General features: G+C 68.5%; 19 protein-coding genes. 8 read left to right on the top strand and 11 right to left on the bottom strand.

Annotated elements, in window-relative coordinates:
• Window positions 1-4: 4 nt before the first annotated feature.
• Window positions 5-1,141 (bottom strand): DNA alkylation repair protein, encoded by a 1,137-nt coding sequence (locus tag ABD116_RS26245; protein WP_343975619.1) that lies wholly within the window; start codon window positions 1,139-1,141, stop codon window positions 5-7.
• A 61-nt stretch (window positions 1,142-1,202) separates the two neighbouring features.
• Window positions 1,203-2,009, bottom strand: a complete 807-nt coding sequence (locus ABD116_RS26240) for a MerR family transcriptional regulator (RefSeq protein WP_343975616.1) — start codon at window positions 2,007-2,009, stop codon at window positions 1,203-1,205.
• Window positions 2,010-2,087: 78 nt separating this feature from the next.
• Between ABD116_RS26240 and ABD116_RS26235 the strand changes: the two genes are divergently transcribed.
• The 3 genes from ABD116_RS26235 to ABD116_RS26225 all read left to right on the top strand — a co-directional run bounded on the left by ABD116_RS26235 (window position 2,088) and on the right by ABD116_RS26225 (window position 3,990).
• Entirely contained in the window at window positions 2,088-2,435 is a 348-nt protein-coding gene (locus ABD116_RS26235) for a nuclear transport factor 2 family protein (protein ID WP_343975613.1), read from the top strand.
• A gap of 45 nt (window positions 2,436-2,480) precedes the next feature.
• Window positions 2,481-3,083, top strand: a complete 603-nt coding sequence (locus ABD116_RS26230; protein WP_343975610.1) for an alpha/beta fold hydrolase — start codon at window positions 2,481-2,483, stop codon at window positions 3,081-3,083.
• Window positions 3,084-3,156: 73 nt separating this feature from the next.
• A complete protein-coding gene (locus ABD116_RS26225) occupies window positions 3,157-3,990 on the top strand; it encodes an SDR family NAD(P)-dependent oxidoreductase (protein ID WP_343975607.1) in 834 nt (277 codons plus the stop codon).
• A gap of 25 nt (window positions 3,991-4,015) precedes the next feature.
• Here the strand turns inward: ABD116_RS26225 and ABD116_RS26220 are convergent, their stop codons facing one another.
• Window positions 4,016-4,213 carry a hypothetical protein gene (locus tag ABD116_RS26220; RefSeq protein WP_343975604.1) on the bottom strand — a complete coding sequence of 66 codons (198 nt, stop codon included), beginning with the start codon at window positions 4,211-4,213 and terminating at the stop codon, window positions 4,016-4,018.
• A 111-nt stretch (window positions 4,214-4,324) separates the two neighbouring features.
• On the bottom strand, window positions 4,325-5,254 hold the full coding sequence (locus tag ABD116_RS26215) for a proline dehydrogenase family protein (protein ID WP_343975601.1): 930 nt from the start codon (window positions 5,252-5,254) through the stop codon (window positions 4,325-4,327).
• A 259-nt stretch (window positions 5,255-5,513) separates the two neighbouring features.
• Between ABD116_RS26215 and ABD116_RS26210 the strand changes: the two genes are divergently transcribed.
• The gene (locus tag ABD116_RS26210) at window positions 5,514-6,548 is read left to right on the top strand and encodes a DUF695 domain-containing protein (protein ID WP_343975598.1); all 1,035 of its coding nucleotides are present in this window, start codon (window positions 5,514-5,516) and stop codon (window positions 6,546-6,548) included.
• A gap of 37 nt (window positions 6,549-6,585) precedes the next feature.
• The gene (locus ABD116_RS26205; protein WP_343975595.1) at window positions 6,586-7,545 is read left to right on the top strand and encodes a hypothetical protein; all 960 of its coding nucleotides are present in this window, start codon (window positions 6,586-6,588) and stop codon (window positions 7,543-7,545) included.
• Window positions 7,546-7,587: 42 nt separating this feature from the next.
• Here the strand turns inward: ABD116_RS26205 and ABD116_RS26200 are convergent, their stop codons facing one another.
• The 6 genes from ABD116_RS26200 to ABD116_RS26175 are packed head-to-tail and all read right to left on the bottom strand — an operon-like array spanning window position 7,588 to window position 12,307.
• Entirely contained in the window at window positions 7,588-8,325 is a 738-nt protein-coding gene (locus ABD116_RS26200; protein WP_343975592.1) for an ABC transporter permease, read from the bottom strand.
• Entirely contained in the window at window positions 8,322-9,050 is a 729-nt protein-coding gene (locus tag ABD116_RS26195; protein ID WP_343975589.1) for an ABC transporter ATP-binding protein, read from the bottom strand. The genes ABD116_RS26200 and ABD116_RS26195 overlap by 4 nt, the downstream gene beginning before the upstream one ends.
• Before the next feature lie 49 nt (window positions 9,051-9,099).
• Window positions 9,100-9,645 (bottom strand): HDIG domain-containing metalloprotein, encoded by a 546-nt coding sequence (locus ABD116_RS26190; RefSeq protein WP_343975586.1) that lies wholly within the window; start codon window positions 9,643-9,645, stop codon window positions 9,100-9,102.
• Complete coding sequence (locus ABD116_RS26185) at window positions 9,642-10,460, bottom strand: TetR/AcrR family transcriptional regulator (RefSeq protein ID WP_343975583.1); 819 nt, start codon at window positions 10,458-10,460, stop codon at window positions 9,642-9,644. The genes ABD116_RS26190 and ABD116_RS26185 overlap by 4 nt, the downstream gene beginning before the upstream one ends.
• 28 nt (window positions 10,461-10,488) lie before the next feature.
• Complete coding sequence (locus ABD116_RS26180) at window positions 10,489-11,352, bottom strand: sugar phosphate isomerase/epimerase family protein (RefSeq protein WP_343975580.1); 864 nt, start codon at window positions 11,350-11,352, stop codon at window positions 10,489-10,491.
• Between the two features lie 22 nt (window positions 11,353-11,374).
• The gene (locus ABD116_RS26175) at window positions 11,375-12,307 is read right to left on the bottom strand and encodes a Ppx/GppA family phosphatase (protein ID WP_343975578.1); all 933 of its coding nucleotides are present in this window, start codon (window positions 12,305-12,307) and stop codon (window positions 11,375-11,377) included.
• A gap of 136 nt (window positions 12,308-12,443) precedes the next feature.
• Between ABD116_RS26175 and ABD116_RS26170 the strand changes: the two genes are divergently transcribed.
• The 3 genes from ABD116_RS26170 to ABD116_RS26160 all read left to right on the top strand — a co-directional run bounded on the left by ABD116_RS26170 (window position 12,444) and on the right by ABD116_RS26160 (window position 14,625).
• Window positions 12,444-13,199 carry a DUF3109 family protein gene (locus ABD116_RS26170; RefSeq protein WP_343975575.1) on the top strand — a complete coding sequence of 252 codons (756 nt, stop codon included), beginning with the start codon at window positions 12,444-12,446 and terminating at the stop codon, window positions 13,197-13,199.
• A gap of 63 nt (window positions 13,200-13,262) precedes the next feature.
• The gene (locus ABD116_RS26165; RefSeq protein ID WP_343975572.1) at window positions 13,263-13,895 is read left to right on the top strand and encodes a VOC family protein; all 633 of its coding nucleotides are present in this window, start codon (window positions 13,263-13,265) and stop codon (window positions 13,893-13,895) included.
• Between the two features lie 10 nt (window positions 13,896-13,905).
• Complete coding sequence (locus ABD116_RS26160) at window positions 13,906-14,625, top strand: Type 1 glutamine amidotransferase-like domain-containing protein (RefSeq protein WP_343975569.1); 720 nt, start codon at window positions 13,906-13,908, stop codon at window positions 14,623-14,625.
• 86 nt (window positions 14,626-14,711) lie between these two features.
• Here the strand turns inward: ABD116_RS26160 and ABD116_RS26155 are convergent, their stop codons facing one another.
• Complete coding sequence (locus ABD116_RS26155) at window positions 14,712-16,217, bottom strand: WS/DGAT/MGAT family O-acyltransferase (RefSeq protein ID WP_343975566.1); 1,506 nt, start codon at window positions 16,215-16,217, stop codon at window positions 14,712-14,714.

Raw genomic sequence — 16,217 nt, 5'->3', positions numbered from 1 at the left:
GCGATTACCCGAGTAGCTCGAATTCGGCGGCGCCATGTCGCCGCCCGTTCACCTGCAACTCGATGCTGTGCGCTCCGGGATACAGCGCGCGCGTGGTGGTGAGGGCGAAGGACCGGCGTTTCGCCAACTCCGTGGTTTCGCCGGGGTCAAGGTTCACGGTCGCCATCTTGAAGACCTTGGGGGCTGTCTGGCCGCGGGCCTTGCGGTAGTTGACGACGAAATCGACGGCGAGGCGGGTCCGCGCTGAGCCTGTGTTGGTCAGGATCGCTCGAACCTCGAGGTCTTCGCCGACTCGTAGCGATCGTCGGTCAAGCAGCGGCCCTGTCACCTCGGCGTCTCCATCGAAACCCATCGCGGTGAGGGCTCCCGGGTCGCCGGCTTTGATGAGGGTGCGGAACGCTTTCTTGACCAGCGCTTCGGTGTTGGGGTCCGGTGCTGCAAGCCACCGCTTGCCGATCTCGACGGCCAGTTCTGGATGACCCCTGGACAGGTCATTGAGGTGGTTCGCGACTGAGCGGCGCACATAGGTGCTGTCGTCGCGGTAGAGCGCGTCGATGATCGGCACCGTGAGCGTTGGATGAAGATGGAGCTCGGTGACCTGTCTGGCCCAGGGCAGGTAGCTTCGGGTGCCCTCGCTGGTCAGACGTCGTACGTGTTCGTCCGGGTCGGAGCACCAGCTGGTGACGACGTCGATCGTGCGGGCAGCGTCGGCGTTGAGGAAGATTCGGAGTGCGAACTCTGCGCTGAGCCGGCTTGTCAGTCTCCGCATCAGTTCCAGGCCCGCCTCGAATGCTCCGGGAGCCGCTTGATCGGTTCCTGCAGCGGCGGCGTCCACGGCCAGTTGTGCCACGGCCTCGGTGACAGGCCAGATCATCCAGCCTTTGAAGCGGTCCTGTTGCAGGCTCCTATCGACGACGTCCGTGAGCAGGTCGAAGTCGTGTTCGACGTCTTCGATGATCGCGTCGCGCACGGTGTCCACGCGCGCACGCAGGGGCCTGTTTTGCAGTGCGCGGCCACTCTTCTTCAGCGCTGGCCACTCGGGGTGGCGACGCGTCGAGGGGAGGTGGGAGGCGTCGAAGATGCCGTGCAGTTTTGCCACGAGGTTCGGGTTGATCATTTCATCCATCGCGCCCATGAGCATGCCGCCTCTTCAGTGGGTTGTGGGTTCGTTCGAGCCCCGGTGCTCGGCCGCGCCGGGTAGGTCAGGGATTGTTGGCCAGGCGGAACACGGGCCATCCGATCTCGGTGCGCCAAGCGGCGCTGTCGTCGGTGTCGCGCGGGCCGACCAGGTAGCGTTCCCGCACCGGTCCGGCAACGGTGAGCGCGTTGTCCACGACCCAGGAGCCGAGTTCGCCGTAGGTGACGTCGATGCCCTCGTGTTCACCTTGGTGGGTAGTGACCACCAGTTCGGCGGCGGGCAGGGTGAAGGGGTGGACGCGCCCGCGGGTGGGGGGCTCTGCGGCGGGCCGGTAGAGCAGCAGGTGCCCTCGGCCGTGCTCGAAGAGCGCGTTGTCGTAGAGACCGCCGGGCGGTCCGTCGCCCGCCGGCGGGCCGAGTACGGCGTCGAGCTCGGCCATCGCCCCGGCGTACCAAGCCGGAACGTCGTCTTCGCCGACCTCGTCCTCGACCGCCGCCACCGTCACAGCGGGCTCCGCGCGCAGCTCCACCTGCAGCGGCGCCGGCTCCGGGGACAGCAGACGTCGTAAAGAAACAACCGCCGCGCGGGTGCGGGCCAGCTCGGACTCCAAACGCTCGACGTGCTGAGCAACCAGCGCAGCTCGCTGGTCCGGGTCGGGCGAGCGCAAGATGCGCTGAACGTCGGAGAGTGGAACGTCGAGCTCACGCAGCCGGTGGATGACCTGCGCAACCGGGATCTGGGCACCCGAGTAGTACCGGTAGCCGGTGAAGGGGTCCACCACCTCCGGCTCCAGCAATCCCACCTCGTGGTAGCGCCGCAACGTACGGACGCTGAGGTGTGTCATCTGTGAGAACTCACCAATCGCCAACATGGCAGCAGTCTGGACTCTCTCCCTGGGGGAGAGTCCAGTTCTTGACTCTCGCGCGGCGCGAGCCAGCACGCTCCAGACATGGACACCAACAAGCACACCGAACAGTTGCCCACCACGATCCGCGCCTTCCTGAAGGCCCAGGAAGCCCGCGATCCCGACACCGCCCTCGCCCTTCTCACCCCGCAGGCCGTGATCGCCGACGTCGGGGAGTCCTTCAGCGGCGACAACGAGCTGCGCCGCTTCATCACCGAGGCAGGAGCCGAGTTCACCGTCACCACCGAGATCACCAAAGTCGCCCGCGACGGCGAGATCTGGGTGGCCAGCCACCACCTCGAGGGCGACTTCCCCGGCGGCAAGGCAGACCTCGACTACCGATTCACGCTCCAGGGTGAGCACATCGACCGGCTCGACATCGTCCTCGGCTGACCCCTCGCCCAGCGCTCGAGCCATCACTACCTGGAAGGATCAATGATGTCCGACGACAACGCAGAACTCAGTACTGACGGAGCGGTGAAGAACGTCGTGCTTGTGCACGGCGCATTCGCCGACGGTTCAGGCTGGCGCGGCGTGTACGACAACCTCACCAGCCGGGGTCACCGGGTGACGATCGTCCAGATCCCGCTCACCTCGCTCGAGGATGACGTCGCGGCCACAACCCGGGTCCTGGACCAGCAGGATGGTCCGGCCGTCCTCGTCGGCCACTCATGGGGCGGCACCGTCATCACGCAAGCCGGGACCCACGACAAGGTCGCTGGGCTGGTCTATGTCGCCGCGCTTGTACCCGACGCCGGCGAGACCGCCGCGCAACAGTACGAGAGATTCGCCCCAACGCCCGAGTTCGTCATCGACGTGGGCGACGACGGATTCGGCTTCCTCAACCGCGAGCAGTTCAAGGCGGTCATCACCACTGAGGACAAGGCATTCGACCAGGCGATGCTCCGGCACATGGCCCAGCGCGCCGGCGCAACAATCACCACGGTCCCAGGCAGCCACGCGGTGTATGCCACTCAGGCAGAGGCCGTCTCAGAGGTCATCCTCTCCGCAGCGCAGAACGCGCTGGTCGGAGCGCACTGAGCCAACCCTCGTGCGTGCTCTCAACCATCCATCAACAGCGACACATGACACGTATAGCAAAAGGAGAAAGTCCATGAGGACTTGGTTCATTACTGGTGCAACGCCTGGCGGGTTCGGCCTGACGTATGCCGAGGCCGCGCTAGAACTGGGCGATCAAGTGGCCGTGACCGCACGGCGACCGGCCGAACTGCAGGAGTGGGCCGACCAGTACGGCGACCGGGTGCTGGTCGTCGAGGTGGACGTGACCGACGCGGCTCAGGTGCAGGCGGCGGTCAGGACCGCGGAGCAGCGGTTCGGCGGGATCGACGTGCTCGTCAACAACGCCGGCCGAGGCTGGTTCGGTTCGGTCGAGGGCGCCCGGGACGACGTGATCCGCCGTACGTTCGACCTGAACCTGTTCGGAGTGGTCGAGGTCGTGCGGGCGGTTCTGCCGGGGATGCGGGCGCGGGGTGACGGCTGGATCGTGAACATGTCGTCGGTCGCAGGCCTGGTCAGTGCCCCAGGGTTCGGCTATTACGCGGCGGCCAAGTTCGCTGTCGAAGGGCTGTCGGAGGCCTTGCGTTCCGAGGTCGAGCCGTTCGGGGTGCGCGTGCTCCTCGTGGAGCCGGGAGCGTTCCGCACCAAGGCCTTCGCCGGCTTCCATGACGCGCCCGTCGACGAGACCGTCGACGCCTACGTACCGATGATCGAGGGCATCAAGGCGGCGTTCGTCGACCAGAACGGCAAGCAGGCAGGTGATCCCGTACGCGGCGTGCAGGCCGTGATCAGCGCGATGAACACACCCGTTCCACCGCAGCGAATCGTCCTCGGCAACTTCGGCTACGACGCCGTCGTCGCCATGCACGAGAACGCACTCACCGAGCTCCGTCAGAACGAGAAGCTCTCGCGAAGCGCGGACTTCTCGTAGGGCGCGGCCCTACCGCGTCGAGCGACTAACCAGCGGAGGCCCCGTCGGCCGGGCGAACCAGCACCCCGGCCGACAGCCGAAAGGGCAACGAAGCCCTCGCGCTTGACCCAGTGGACTCGACCAGTTCGGACTTCCAGAACGCGCTGTCAGCAGTCTTCAGCGCCGGCGCGATCGTGTCCAACGGCATGTCGGACTCGAAGGCGGTCGTGATCACGGCCGCCACCTCAGTGGTCACCTTCGCGCGCAGCGCAAAACACCGGGTGGGTGGGAGCGCCCAGAGCAGGAGCGACGTAGGAGCGGATGCGGCGGGCGCGTGGGATACCCGCGTGGGGGGTTACTTCTTGCTGATGAGGGAGCGGGCGAAGAATTGGAGGTTGGCGGGGCGTTCGGCCAGGCGGCGGACGAGGTAGCCGTACCAGTCTTCGCCGTAGGGGATGTAGACGCGGACGGTTTGGCCGTCGCGGGCCAGGCGGAGCTGCTCCTCGGGGCGGATGCCGAAGAGCATTTGGTACTCGTACGAGCCGCGCTCGCGGCCGGCGCGGTCGGCGAGGGAGCCGGCGATGGCGATCAGGCGGGGGTCGTGGGAGGCGATCATCGGGTAGCCGGCGCCGTTCATCAAGACCTTCATGGCCCGGACGTACGCCTTGTCGACGGAGCGCTTGTCCTGGAAGGCGACCGACTCGGGCTCCTTGTAGGCGCCCTTGCAGAGGCGGACGCGCGAGCCGGCGTGGGCGAGGTCGACGCAGTCGGCTTCGGTACGACGGAGGTACGCCTGCAGCACGGCTCCCGTCTCGGGGAAGTCCTGGCGCAGCTCACGCAGGATGCTCAGCGTGGAGTCCGTGGTGGTGTGGTCCTCCATGTCCAGCGTCACCGTCGTACCGGCGTTGCGGGCCGCGTGGCAGATGGACCGGGCGTTCTCCAGCGCGATCTTCTCGCCGTCACCCGGCAGCGCCTGGCCGACGGCGGACAGCTTGACCGAGACCTCCGCGTTGGCGGTGAGGCCGGCGGCGGACAGCTGCTTGAGCAGGGTGAGGTAGGCGTCGGCCGTCGCGGTGGCGGCGGCGATGTCGGTGACGTCCTCGCCGAGGTGGTCGAGAGTGACGTTGAGGCCGTTGCTGACCAGCTTCTCGGTGGCCAGGACGGCCTCCGGAGCGGTCTCACCGGCCACGAACCGGGCCACGATGCCGCTGGAGACCGGCATCGCCGAGACGGCCTTCTTGATCTGGGGGCTGCGGGACACGCCCAGCAGGACTCGCCGAAGCACTTCGCGTTCCTCCTCGTTTCCCGTCCCACCCGGCCCCATGCCGCGCGATGAATCAGGGGTGTCAGCAGGCTACGCGCCTGAACCAGGCCGTCCCTAATGGTGCGGCTCAATCCCGCCAGGAGTGTGGCCAGAACCACACCAGTACGCCGAGTGGTCCGTGCTCCGAGAGTAGGGCCTGGACCGCCGCCGGCCCAGCCGCCACACCCCGGTACGACACGGCGTGGTTCCGCTTGGACTGAGGGCGAGAGAGGATGCGGGCATGCCTTTGTTCCGGCGGCGCAAGGCCGCGACCGGTGACCCGATCGGCGAGTTCTGGGCCTGGTGGACCGCGACCGGCGCGGCCGCGGTGGCCACGGCGGTCGCCAACCAGGACCCGAGCTCGACCGCCGAGGAGCTGTCCCGCCGCGTCTCGCGGATCCACGGCAACCTCGATTGGGAGCTCGGCCCCGGCCTGCACGCCGCCCATGTCCTCGTGGTGACCGCCGCCGGCGACCCCGGTACCCGCGCCTTCGCCCGCCGCTGGCTGCGGGCCGCACCGCCGTCGGACCAGACCTGGGAGTACGCCGATATGCGCCGCCCGGCGCCTGACGTGACGATCCGATTCGAGGGCATGCCACCGGTACAGATCGACGCCGCGCTCGTCACGATCGAGGCCGACACCCGCGAGGCGGCACTGCACGTCGGCGTCCATCACCCGGCCTTCAGCGAGCTTCCCGAAGACCTGCAGAAGCGGGTGACGTTCCTCCTGCTCGACCTGGTGCTCGGCGAGGAGCTGGTCGAGACCTGGGTCGGCGCGATCGAGACTGCGGTCGAGCGCCCGGCGGACGCAGTACCGATCGCCCAGTTGCTGCCGGCTGTCGCACAGTTCGCGGCAGATCATGTGGCTGAGGACGGCGGGCCGAGCTGGCGGTTGATGGAGGGTACGACGGCCGCTGGACACCGGCTGGTCGCGACGGCGATGGTCCCGCTCCGGTCGGTGCAGTTACCGCATCTGGATACGCATGTGGCCGTATCGGTTCCGTACAAGGCGGCTCGCGAGGACGGGCTGCCGCTGGACGAGACGCTCAGCCATCTGCGCGACTTCGAGGATCATCTGAGCGACCGGCTCGGCGATTCCGGGCGACTGCTCGCCCATGAGACCGCTGATGGCCATCGGATCCTGCACTACTACGTCGACGGTACGACGCCTGCGGCCGCCCAGCTCGAGGCGGCGGTGACCGGCTGGCCCGACGGCAAGGTGGCCCTCGACGTCTCCCAGGACGCCGGCTGGGAAGGCGTCCGCCACCTGAGCTGAAGGCAACCTTCTGCCAACACTCGGCATCGAGCTAGGCATGCGAACCCTCCCAGCCGTCCTCACCACGCTCAGCCTGGCCGTCGGGGCCACCGGCTCCCTGGCGGCTGGCCCCGCGGCCGCAAGCATCGGCGCCCCGCCCCGGGCGGTCGAGGCCAACACGACCGCGGCCGCGAACTGCCGGATCGTCGTGGGGAGTGCGACAGCGGGCGGGTACCACGTGCGTACTCCGATCACCTCGACGACGCCGCCCGTCATCGGCACCAGCACGTACCAACCGCACACCTACCCGAGCGGCTGGGTGCGGCTCAGCACCACCTTCAACAACTGGCCGAAGGCGGGCGGCAAGGAAGCGCGCTACGGCTGGTTCGTGCACGGCGACACCCTCTACACCCACCACTACGGCCTCAAGAACGGTGCACCGGATCCCGCCCTGCCCGCCAAGTACACGAAACTCGGCGGCGGCTGGGGCCCGTATTCAGCCCTCGAGGTGTCGAACTACTACCGCGGCCAGACCCTGGCCCGGCAGACGGCGTATGCGCTGCGCACAGACGGCACCCTCCGCCGCTGGTCGATCAGCAGCACCGGCAAGTGGACCCCGACCGGGGCGGCAACCGGGTTCTCTGCAGTCCGGTCGATCGCGCTGATCAGCCGGACCGCGACCTACGACACCTTCATCGCCAACCTCCGCGGTGGCGCCCTCTACACGATCCACCTGCCGACCACGGCGCCGCTGAAGCCGGTGGTCAAGCAGGTCCGGACGACCGGCTGGGGAGAGTTCGAGCAGCTCGTCGCGGCCACTTGTGGCAAGGGTTCGCTGGTGATCGGCGTCGACAGACAGTCCAAGTACGGCCAGCTGTACGCCGTCGGGCACGCGACCGGCCTCTCCACGCCGATCAAGCACCTCGGCGAGCTCGACGCACTGATGTTCCGCACCCCCGACCCGGCGTTCTTCCGCTGGACCGACAACCCACCGACCGACGCCTTGGCCGGCGAGTGACCCAACAGGTACGTCTCCTTGAGCGCCCGATAGGCCACTCGACTACGCCGTACGCCGCTTGAGCGTCGCCGCGCCAAGTGCCAGCGCAGCCACGATGAACGCGACCACGATCAGCGTGTCCACGCCGGCGCCGGCGCCGAATCCGTTGCCCTGGGCAACACCGACGACGGCGTCGACGGCGTACGACAGCGGAAGGATGTCGCTCACCGCATGCAGGACGCCGGGCAGCCGGTCGCGCGGGAGCAACAGGCCGCAGAGCAGCAACTGCGGGATCATCACGGCCGGCATCATCTGCACGGCCTGGAACTCGGTGGCCGCGAAGGCACTGGCGAACAGGCCCAGCGCAGTACCGAGAACTCCGTCGAGAACGGCCACCACACCGAGTTGCCAAGCGGCGCCGCGGATGTCCAGATCCAGGGCATACAAGGAGATCGAGACCACCACGACGGCCTGGACGACGGCGATCAGCGCGAAGGCCAGCGCGTAGCCGAGCAGAAAGTCGAGCTTGCCCATCGGCATCGTGAACAGCCGGGCCAGTGTGCCGGTCGACCGCTCGCGCAGCGTCGCGACCGAGGTGACGATGAACATGATGATCGCCGGGAACACCGCGAGCAGCGGCCCGCCGACCCGGTCGAAGGTGTTCGGGGTGTCGTGGAACATCCACCACATCAGGCTGACCAGTAGGGCGGGAAGCACGATCAGCATCGCGACCGTGCGGTGATCCCGGCGCAGTTGGGCGACCACCCTGGTCGCCACGGCGAACGTCACTCGCGGAGTCATCGGGCTGCCGCCTTCCGGTCGATCAAGGTGAGAAAGGCCTGCTCCATGTCGTCGGCGCCGGCCGACTCGAGCAGCGCCCGCGGAGTGTCGTCGGCGAGTAGTTCACCGTCGCGCATCAGCAGCAACCGGTCGCAGCGGGCGGCCTCGTCCATCACGTGACTGGAAACCAGCAAGGTCGCGCCACCGTCCGCGAGGCGATGGAACAGCTCCCACAGATCGCGGCGCAGGACCGGGTCGAGGCCGACGGTGGGCTCGTCGAGGACGAGCAACTCGGGTTCGCCGAGCAACGCGGCCGCCAGCGAGGCTCGCGATTGCTGGCCTCCGGAGAGGCGATCGACGCGGGCGTCGGCGTGACTGCGGAGGTCGACGGCGTCGATGACGCGGTCGATGTCGGCGGCTGCGACGCCCAGTACGGCGGCGAAGAAGCGCAGGTTCTCGGTGACGGTGAGGTCGCCGTACACGCTGGGCTCTTGAGTGACGTAGCCGATCCGGCCGCGCAGTTTGGGCGCGCCCGCAGGCAGGCCGAGCACCTGGACGGTGCCGGTGACCTTGGCTTGCAGACCGGCGATCGACCGGATCAGCGTCGTCTTGCCACAGCCGGACGGACCGAGCAGGCCGGTGACCGACCCGGCCTTGAGGTCGAACCCGACACCGTGCAGGACCTCGCGGTCCCCACGCACCACCACGACGTCCCGGCAGGACACCGCCACCGCGTTATTCATCATGTGATGAATTTAGCGTGCGAATGTCTCGCTGGCAACTGCTCGGGGTGGGTCAGGCGGGGAGGTCGGGTTCGCCGTAGCGGGCGACGAGGTCGGTGAAGCGGGCGGACTTGGCGGCGCCGAAGCGTCGTACGGAGCTCTGGTACGCGGCTGCGGTGACGAAGGTCGGCGGGTTGGTCTTGCTGTGGAACTTGTCGGCGTACATGACCAGTTCCTCCTCCACGGTGTCGGCGAGGTAGTCGCCGGGTGGGATCGGGAGGTTCTGGTCGGCGATGTCCTCGCGGGTCAGGCCGACGCCGGTGTGGTGGGAGCAGAAGCGGCTGAGGGTCTCGGGGAAGTCCAGGGAGCGGAGGAGTTCGTAGCCGAGTACGCCGTGGCGGATGTAGGCGGAACCTTCGAGGCGGTAGACGCCGATGTCGTGCAGGAGGGCACCGGCTCGGATGAGGTCGCCGTCGACCGAGAGCCTGTTCGCCTTGAGGACCTGTTCGGCAAGGTCGCAGACGATCTGGCAGTGGGTGTGGACCAGTTCGAAGGCGGCGCGGGTGGGCGCGTACTGGGCGTGCAGGTCGCGGATCTCGCTGTCGGTGGGGAGATTCACGCGGTGAGGTAGTGCTGGAGGACGGGGGCCATCCGGTCGATCAGCTCGGGCATCTCGGTGGAGGCGAGTGGTTCGAGCCCGATCAGGTAGCGGGTCAAGGCCAAGCCGATCAGTTGGGTGGCGACGAGGGAGACGCGGAGCGAAGCATCCGGTACGCCGAGAGCCTGGCCGACCGGTTGCATGATCAGCTCGGTCACGCCCTCTCGCATCATCCGGGCGACGTCGTCGCTGCTGACCACGCTGCGCAGGACCGCCTTCATCCGCTGCTGCCCTTCAGCCGACTCCCAGACACCGAGGAAGACGGTGATGATCCGCCGTCCGAGCTCCTCCCGAGGCCCGTCGAGCACATGCGCCGCCACCTGCCGAGGATCGATCGGCAAGGCCATCGACTCGACGAACAACGCGTCTTTGCTGTCGAAGTAGTGGTGCACCAACGCCGCATCCACACCAGCTTCTCTGGCGACCGCTCGCAGTGACGTGGAGGTAAATCCCTTGCCGGCAAAGGATTCCCGGGCGGCGCGCAAGATCTCCCCACGGGTATCCGGCCCGCCGGGCCGGCGGCCGGGAGCGCGGGGGGAGGGAGCGCGCCGCTTGCCGGCGGCTGCCTTGGTCGGACGAGCTCGCCCGGCGGCATCGCCGGTTCCGACGGCGCCCGGGGCGGGCTTCACCATGCCCGCGGCAGGCTTCACTGTGCGCGGGGCGGGCTTCGGCGCGCGGGCCCGGGCGGTGCCTCGCGCCGCGGCTGCGCCGGAGGCGGACGGCTTCGGCGTACCGGGATCGACCGGTTCCGGCCTCGCGGCGTTCTGCGGGCTCACGAGTCGAGCTCCGGCCGTGGCGTGCTGCTCACGAGTCGAGCTCCGACACCTCACCGGAGCTGGAGACGGCGAAGGCTGAGCGGCGGGCGGAGGGGGTGTCGGTGGTGCGGGTGAAGTGTTTGCGGGTGAAGTCGAGGGACTCGATCAGGTCGACCTCGCGTTCGGAGCGGCTGGGGGCGCGGCGGGTGTTGATCTCGATGATGATGTGACCGTCGAAGTCCTGGTTCGCCAGCACTTGCAGCAGGTCGGCCGCACGTTGGGTGCCGCGGCCCGGTACCAGGTGTTCGTCCTTCGCCGAGCCCGTGCCGTCGGTCAGGTGGACGTGCCTCAGCGTGCTGCCCATCGTCGCGGCCAGCTCGACGCAGTCCTGCTCCGCCGTCGACGCGTGCGACAGGTCGAGCGTGGTGTGCGCGTAGGTCTGCTCGGTCGGGTCCCAGCTCGGCGCGTACGCCTGCAACCCCTTGCCGGGGGCACGCCAGGGGTACATGTTCTCGACCGCGAAGATGATCCCGGTCTCCGCCTCCAGCCGCGCGATCCCCTCGACGAACCCGCGGGCGTAGTCCCGCTGCCACCGGAAGGGCGGGTGTACGACGACCACGTCGGCGCCCAGCTCGGTAGCCGCCTCGGCGCTGCGCTCGAGCTTGCCCCACGGGTCCGTGCCCCAGACCCGCTGGGTGATCAGCAGGCAGGGCGCGTGGATCGCCAGCACCGGCAGCTGGTGGTAGTCGACGAGCCGCTGGATCGCGTCGATCTGGGTGCTCAGCGGATCGATGCCGACCATCACCTCGACGCCGTCGTATCCGAGCCGGGCCGCCAGCTCGAAGCAGCTGGCGGTCGACTCCGGGTACACCGAAGCGTTGGAGAGGCCGATCTTGACGGTGTCGCGGGTCATCAGTACTTGCCTTCGTGGTAGTTCATCGGGGCTGCAACTGGTCGAGGCGGGACAGGATCACGCCTTCGCGCAAAGCCCACGGGCAGATCTCGAGCGAGGTCAGGTCGAAAAGGTCCATCACGGCGTCGGCGACGAGCGCGCCGGCGACCAGCTGGCTGGCCCGGCCGGCCGAGACACCCGGCAGCGCGGCCCGGTCGGTCTCGGACATCGCGATCAGCTTCGGCAGCCATTCGGTCAGGCTGTCGCGGCTGAGCGAGCGCGGGACGTACGGGCCGTCGTCGGACGGGGCCGCGCCGGTGATCCTCGCCAGGGAGCGGAAGGTCTTGCTGGTGGCGACGGCACGCTGGGGCTTGCCTGCCCGGAGTACGTCGCCGGCGACCGCCGCCATCTCGACCCGGATCCGGCGGCGCAGGGCCCGTACTTCGTCCTTGTCCGGCGGGTCCTGCGTCAGCGACTCGCGGGTCAGCCGGCCGGCTCCCAGCGGCACGGACACCGCGACCGTCGGCTCCTCGTCGGACCCGGCCGCGATCTCCAGCGACCCACCGCCGATGTCGAAGACGGCGAGCCGGCCGGACGACCAGCCGAACCACCGGCGAACGGCGAGGAAGGTCAGCCGCGCCTCGTCCTGGCCGGTCAGCACCTGGAGGTCGACCTCGGTCTGCTCGCGGACCCGGTCGAGCACCTTCTCCCCGTTCGGCGCCTCGCGCAGCGCGGAGGTGGCGAACGCCATCACCGACTCGCAGCCCTTGTCGGCGGCCAGCTCGGCCGCCTCGGAGATGAACGAGACCAGCTCGTCGGCCCCGGACTGGGCGATCCGGCCGTCCTTCTCGAGGTGCTCGGCGAGCCTCAGCTCGGTCTTGTGCGAGTACGCCGGGAGCGGCGCGGCACCACGATGCGCGTCCACCACGAGCAGGTGGACGGTGTTGGATCCGACGTCGAGTACACCGAGGCGCATACCCTCCACGCTACTTGACTCCGGGCGTTCACCTGGTGGGCGTGTGGCCGTCTTCCCCGAGATTTGATTCAGCCGCCGCTTACGCAGTACTGGTTTCGATGACCGGGTATCGCGATGGGCGGCGTACTCTTTCCGGGTGCCCGAGGTATCTCTTGACTTCCCCCGCGCCTATGTCGAGTTCGTCGACCCAGACGACGCCGACCAGGTGTTCCGGTGTGACCTGACCTGGCTGACCTCCAACTGGACCTGCATCTTCGGCGGTGGTTGCAAGGGCATCTACAAGGGCCGGCCGAACGACGGCTGCTGCACGCTCGGCGCGCACTTCTCCGACGAAGACGACGAGAAGCGGGTCAAGGGCTACGTCAAGCAGCTGGGCAACGAGGACTGGCAGTTCCGCAAGGAAGGCAAGAAGAACGGCTGGGTCGAGACCGACGACGAGGGCGACCGCAAGACCCGCGTCTGGGAGGGTGCCTGCATCTTCCTGAACCGGCCGGACTTCCCCGCCGGCGGCGGCTGCGCGCTGCACGGACTGGCGCTCAAGCAGGGCGTGCACTTCGTCGAGACCAAGCCGGACGTCTGCTGGCAGCTGCCGATCCGGCGGACCTTCCGCGAGGTCGAGCGGCCGGACGGTACGTCGTACACGGAGGTCGGGATCGGCGAGTACGACCGGCGCGGGTGGGGGCCGGGTGGGCACGACCTGGACTGGTACTGCACCGGCAACACCGAGGCGCATATCGCGGTCGAGGCGGTCTTCGAGTCGAGCAAGGTCGAGCTGCAGACGCTGATGGGGCTGAAGGCGTACGACGTACTCGCGGAGTACTGCCGGCAGCACCTGGAAGCCACCCGTCCGTTGCTCCCGCACCCTGCTTCGCTACCTCTGACAAACAAGTAAGGGTTACCTTTCTTCGACACCCCGGATCTGCGGTGCCGGTGGTTGGCGGACAGAATGATCGGCATGCGCCTTGATCACTTGTCTTACGCGGCCGGACCCGACGGGTACAAGGCAACGGTCGAACGGCTCTCCGCCGTGCTCGGCGCGGAGTTCGTCGACGGTGGCGTGCACCCGCGCTTCGGCACGGTGAACCACATCCTGCCGCTGGAGAACGACCGCTACATCGAGGTCGTCGACGTGCTCGACCACCCGTCCTCGGACAAAGCGCCGTTCGGGCAGGCCGTCCGGGCCCGCAAGGAGCTCGGCGGCGGCTGGCTCGGCTGGGTGGTCGCCGTCCGCGACATGGCCCGGATGGAGCAGCGCCTCGGGCGTGAAGCGGTCCCCGGCAACCGGCACCGGCCGGACGGGGCGAACATCACCTGGCGCCAGATCGGCGTCAAGGGCCTGATCGCCGACCCGCAGCTGCCGTTCTTCATCCACTGGGACGACCTGACCCAGCACCCGTCCGTCGGCGGCAAGGGCGTCAAGCTGACCGGCCTCGAGATCGCCGGCGACCCGACCCGGGTCACGGACTGGATCGGCCACCCGGCCGACCACCTGCTCGACGACCTCGACGTCGCCTGGGTCGGCCCGAACGGCCAGCCGGGCCTGGTCGCGGCCGTCTTCCAGACGCCGGACGGCATCGTCCGCCTCTGACCGGCCTCCGGTGACCTCGACGCAGATCTTCGCGATCTCCGGCATCCTGACCGGAGATCGCGCCCGCACCCGCGATCTGATCTCGTACGCCGTATCGCTCGCCGGCATCACCGGCCGCCCGGCCCGGTTCTGCTTCATCCCGACCGCCGAGGGCGACAATCCCTATGTCCTCGACTGGTTCAAGGGTGCCTTCGGCAACGACCCCTCCGTCGAGGCCGGCACGCTGACCCTCTTCACCCGGCCGAACGTCCCCGACGTCCGCAAGCACCTGCTGTCCCAGGACGTCGTCTGGGTCGGCGGCGGCAGCGTCGTCAACCTGATGGCGGTCTGGCGGGCCCACAACCTCCCCGAGATCCTGCACGAGTGCTGGCAGAACGGCGTCGTGATGGCCGGCCAGTCCGCCGGCAGCCTCTGCTGGCACATCGGCGGCCCCACCGACTCCTTCAGCGGCTCCTTGGATGCCTACAGCAACTGCCTGGGCTGGCTCCCCTGGAGCAACGGCGTCCACGACGACCTAGCCGACCAGCCCCGGCGTACGACGTACCGGCGACTGGTGGCCTCTGGCGAGCTTCCACCCGGCTATGCAACCGAGGACGGTGTGGGCCTGCACTACGTGGACGGCACTTTGCGCGAAGCCGTTTCCGTACTACCGGACGCACGCGCCTGGAAGGTCGACCCCGATGGCTCCGGTGGCCACGCCGAGACCGAGATCGTGCCGCGACTGCTGTGATGGATCACCTCGTCTAGGCGACGCCCGACCTCGCGCCGACCGTCGCCACCTTCACCGCGGCGACCGGTCTGACGGTGGCTTGGAAGCTAGAGGAGCTCTAGTTCGGCTAGGGACGTCTCCAGGTGAGCCAGTAGGCGTTGGAGGTGGGGGACGGTGCGGCGGCAGCCTATGAGGCCGAAGTGGAGTTGGTGGTCGTAGCTGGTGACGCTGATGTTGAGGGCCTGGCCGTTGAGGACGATGGAGGCCGGGTAGGTGCCCAGGAGGCGGGAGCGGTTCCAGTAGAGGGGGCTCTCGGACGGGCCGGGGATGTTGGAGATGACCAGGTTGTACGGCGGTGGGGTGCGGCCGGCCAATCCCGGGATGACGGCGGCGGGGCCGGCCGAGCCTAGGCCTAGGGCGCCGAGCATGAGGTTTTGCGTGGGGCTGAGTTGGGAGAGGACGCTCTTGCCGTACGTGGTCGAGTCCATGATCCGGCGGATGCGTGCCTCGGGGTCGATCTCATCGGTTGCGAGGTCGGCGATGAGGGTGGCCAGCGAGTTGCCACCGCCGGTACCGGAGCCGTCCGCGGATCGGAGTGACACTGGGACCATGGCCGTCAAACCCTTGTCCGGAAGGGCTTTGAGGTCCAGCAAGTAGTTGCGCAAGGCACCTGAACACATCGCAAGCATCACGTCGTTGAGCGTCGCTCCGGTCATCGCGCGGACCTTCTCCAACCGCTCCATCGGCCACGACTGCGCGGCGAACCGCCGAGCCGCACTGATCGGCTGGTTGAAGACAGTCTGCGGCGCCTGGAACGCCACCGACGAATGCTCGTGCTGCAACGCCCGCAACGCACTCCGCAACCCCACCGGCGACAACCCGGCAACATCCGCCAGCAGCCGCCCAACTCCCCCAACAGCCCCGACCGCCTCGCCCGGCAACCGCCCAACAGCCGCAAACATCTCAGCCGCTGTCGGCAACCCGCCCGCCAGACCAGCACCCGCTGCTACCCCGGAGCCGCCGCGACGGGGTGGCTCGCCGAAGTCCGCGCCGCCGGAGTCCGCGCCGGGAGCTGCGCGGAGGGCGTAGGTAGCCGGCATACCCGTCCGAGTCGGGTCTGGGGTGAGCGTGTTCTGCATCCACTTCAGGGCGGTGACGCCGTCGATCAGGGAGTGGTGGATCTTGCTGTAGACGGCGAAGCGCCGGCCCTGGACGCCCTCGATCAGGTGGATCTCCCAGAGTGGCCGGTGGCGGTCGAGCAGCGTGCCGTGCAGGCGGCTGGTCAGCTCGAAGAGCTCCCGGTACCGCCCGGGCCGGGCCAGCCCCGACAGCCTCACGTGGTACTCGAGATCGATGTCCCGATCCTGGTCCCACGACCAGTACCCGAGGTCCAGCGCCCGGTGCCGCACCCGCCGGGTGAAGAGCGGATTGACGGTCTGATCCTGGGTGATGTCCTCGTACAGCCGCGACACGTAGTCGCGCGTACCGTCCGGAAAGACCTGGTCCCGGGCGCCCTCCGGTAACTCGAAGAGCATCAGCCCGCCGACGTGCATGGCCTGCTCGCGCGTCTCGCCGAGCAGGAACATCGCATCCAGCGGCCCCACTGCGGTCAT

Source organism: Kribbella koreensis (assembly GCF_039525325.1).
Classification (GTDB): Bacteria; Actinomycetota; Actinomycetes; order Propionibacteriales; family Kribbellaceae; genus Kribbella; species Kribbella koreensis.
This window is presented reverse-complemented; position numbering and strand designations above follow the sequence as displayed.